At 64.3% G+C, this 2,639-nt stretch carries 3 protein-coding genes; all 3 read right to left on the bottom strand.

Features of this window, described 5'->3' with window-relative positions:
* Positions 1-104: 104 nt before the first annotated feature.
* Positions 105-578 carry a sigma-70 family RNA polymerase sigma factor gene (locus HMPREF1546_RS15690; protein WP_021750306.1) on the bottom strand — a complete coding sequence of 158 codons (474 nt, stop codon included), beginning with the start codon at positions 576-578 and terminating at the stop codon, positions 105-107.
* Between the two features lie 292 nt (positions 579-870).
* Complete coding sequence (gene xerD / locus HMPREF1546_RS15685; RefSeq protein ID WP_021750304.1) at positions 871-1,758, bottom strand: site-specific tyrosine recombinase XerD; 888 nt, start codon at positions 1,756-1,758, stop codon at positions 871-873.
* Between the two features lie 28 nt (positions 1,759-1,786).
* Complete coding sequence (locus tag HMPREF1546_RS15680) at positions 1,787-2,422, bottom strand: hypothetical protein (RefSeq protein ID WP_051320057.1); 636 nt, start codon at positions 2,420-2,422, stop codon at positions 1,787-1,789.
* Positions 2,423-2,639: the final 217 nt, after the last annotated feature.

Genomic DNA, 2,639 nt, shown 5'->3' with positions numbered 1-2,639 from the left:
GCGGTCCCGTTTCCGGCGGCGCAGCGCCCGCTCCACGGCGCCGTCCAGGGCCGCCGGTGTGGTCTCCAGCTCCTGGAGCAGGGCCTGATATTCCTCGTTTCGGGTCATGCGTCTCCCTCCTCTCCCAGTTCCAGGCGCAGCAGCTGCAATGCCCGCCGCTGGCGGGTGGCCGCGGTGCCCTGGGGAATGTTCAATGCCCGGGCGGTCTCCGCCTGGGTGTATCCTGCGAAGTACCGCAGGATCACCACCGCCCGCAATTCCTCCGGCAGGCGGCGGACGGCCTCCTTCAGGGGCAGGGCGTCATAGGCATCCGGACCGGCGCTCTCCGGCAGAGCCTCCTCCCCGGCCAGGCGCCGCCGGCGCCGCAACTCCCGGTGGCACGCATTCAGCACGATCCGGGTGAGCCAGGTCTCGAAAAAGTCCGGCTGACGCAGCTGCCGCAAAGCCCGCAGGGCCTGGTATACGCCCTCGTCCACCGCCTCCAGGGCGTCGGCCTCGCTGCCCAGGTACAGGTACGCCGTCCGGTACAGCCGGGCCCGGAGAGCCTCCGCCCGGCGGGCGAATTCGTCGTGATCCATGGCGGTCCTCCTTTCTCTTCTCTTCACCTATTTGAGTCCCAGGCAGCCGGTTTTGTTTGCGGCGGCGGAAAATTTTTTCACAGGCAGGCAGAACGCCGCTGTGCATTTCCGTGGTCTGCCGTGCGTTTGCGCAGAAAAAAGTCCCGGCCAGGGCATGTGCCTGGACGGGACGCCTCTGCCCCTGGCCGCAGTCGGCCGGGGGCCGTCTTTGCCGTGCAAAGGCGAGGGGATCGGCAGAGGCGGGCTCTGCCCGCCGGAGCGTCGGCGGGAGGCGCCGGTGCTCCCCTTGGAATTACGCCCGGGGATGGGCTTTCTGATACACATCCTTCAGCTGGTGCTTCACCACATGGGTGTAGATCTGGGTGGAGGAGATGTCCGCATGGCCCAGCATCTCCTGGATGGACCGCAGGTCCGCGCCGTTTTCCAGCAGGTGGACGGCAAAGGAGTGGCGCAGGGTGTGGGGGGTGATGTCCTTTTCGATCCCCGCCTTCTCCTGATAGTACTTGATGATCTTCCAGATCCCCTGGCGGCTCATGCGCTCGCCGTTCATGTTCACGAACAGGGCCTGCTCGCCGCCGTCGGCGATCAGCTGGGGCCGGATATCCCGCACATAGTCCTGCAGCGCCTTCACGGCCGTGTGGTACAGGGGGATGATCCGCTCCTTGCCCCGGCTGGCACACCGGATGAAGCCCGCGGAGAGATTCAGGTCCTTCAGGTCCAGGGAGATCAGCTCGCTGACCCGGATGCCGGTGGCGTACAGCAGCTCCAGCATGGCATGGTCCCGGTATCCCTTGGCATCCACGCACCGGGGCTGCTCCAGAAACAGCTCCACCTCTTTGCTGGTGAGGATCTCCGGATACTTCCGCTCTGCCCGGTCCGCGCTGATGCTCTTGGCGGGGTTGGCCTTTACGGCGCCGGCGGAGAGCAGAAAGTTGTAAAACGACTTGACGGAGGCCAGGAACCGGGTCACCGAGGCGGCGGACTTCCCCCGCCCCCGCATCCAGCTCATGTAGTCCTGAATCATCTCTCCGCCGGCCTGCCGCAGCGTGCAGCTCTGGTGCTCCCGCAAATACGCGGAGAACTGGGTCACGTCCCGCAGATAGGAGCAGATGGTGTTCTGGGAGGCGTGACGCTCCTCCGCCAGATAAGTCCCAAAGTCCGCAATGTCGTCTCTTGCCAAGGGTGCTCTCCTCCCTCTCTCTTTCTCTCTACCCCAGGATGCGCTCCAGCATCAGCCGCAGCAGCACCGGGGACAAAAACAGCTCCGCACACACACCCGCCAGCAGCGCCAGACAGCAGGCGCCGAACCGGACCCAGCAGGCCCGGCCGTAGACCACAGGGGCAGTCCGCCGTCCTCTCCCAAAGGACACGGCCGCCAGTCCCGCGGACGTCCCCCAGGAGGCCGCCGCCAGCAGGAAATAGCAGGGCAGGGTCACCATGCACCGCAGGCCGAACACCGCCAGGGCCAGCAGCACGCCGTCCACGCCGAAGGCCGCCGTGAAGCAGCACACGGAAAAGGACAGAAAAAAGCCGTAAGCCGCCGTCACACAGGGCAGCAGCACCACCCCGATGGAGGCGAACCCCAGCAGAAATGCAAACAGCGGATAGCGGAAATAGATCACCAGGGCCGACAGAGCCGTCTGGACAGTGGGCGCTCCCTCGCCCCCCAGGCGGACGTAGTCCTCCAGATACCGCCGCAGCTCGTCCCCCGTGGTGTCCGGCACCCGGCCCGACAGGACCTGTCCCAAAAGGACGCCGGCCAGGAAGAACAGCGCCAGCAGAAGCAGGCGGGGCAGCGTGGGCAGCTGGACCGTGGGCCGCTTCGTCAATGTTCTCGTGTTCAATCCGCCTCACCTCACCGCATCCTATGCGGGGGCAGGCGGATTTATGTAGCGGTTGACGTAAGACCTTGCTTGTTCTAATATAGTTGAATTCGCCGGATTTTGCAAGGAATTTACGGGAATTTTCCGTTTTTTGTGAGTTATGGCAAAATATTATGTAAACAATATTATGTTAACTTCGTAAAATCGGCGTGAGAGATCACCTCCCCCGCCCCGAAAA

The organism is Oscillibacter sp. KLE 1745, assembly GCF_000469445.2.
GTDB lineage: Bacteria > Bacillota > Clostridia > Oscillospirales > Oscillospiraceae > Oscillibacter > Oscillibacter welbionis.
This window is presented reverse-complemented; position numbering and strand designations above follow the sequence as displayed.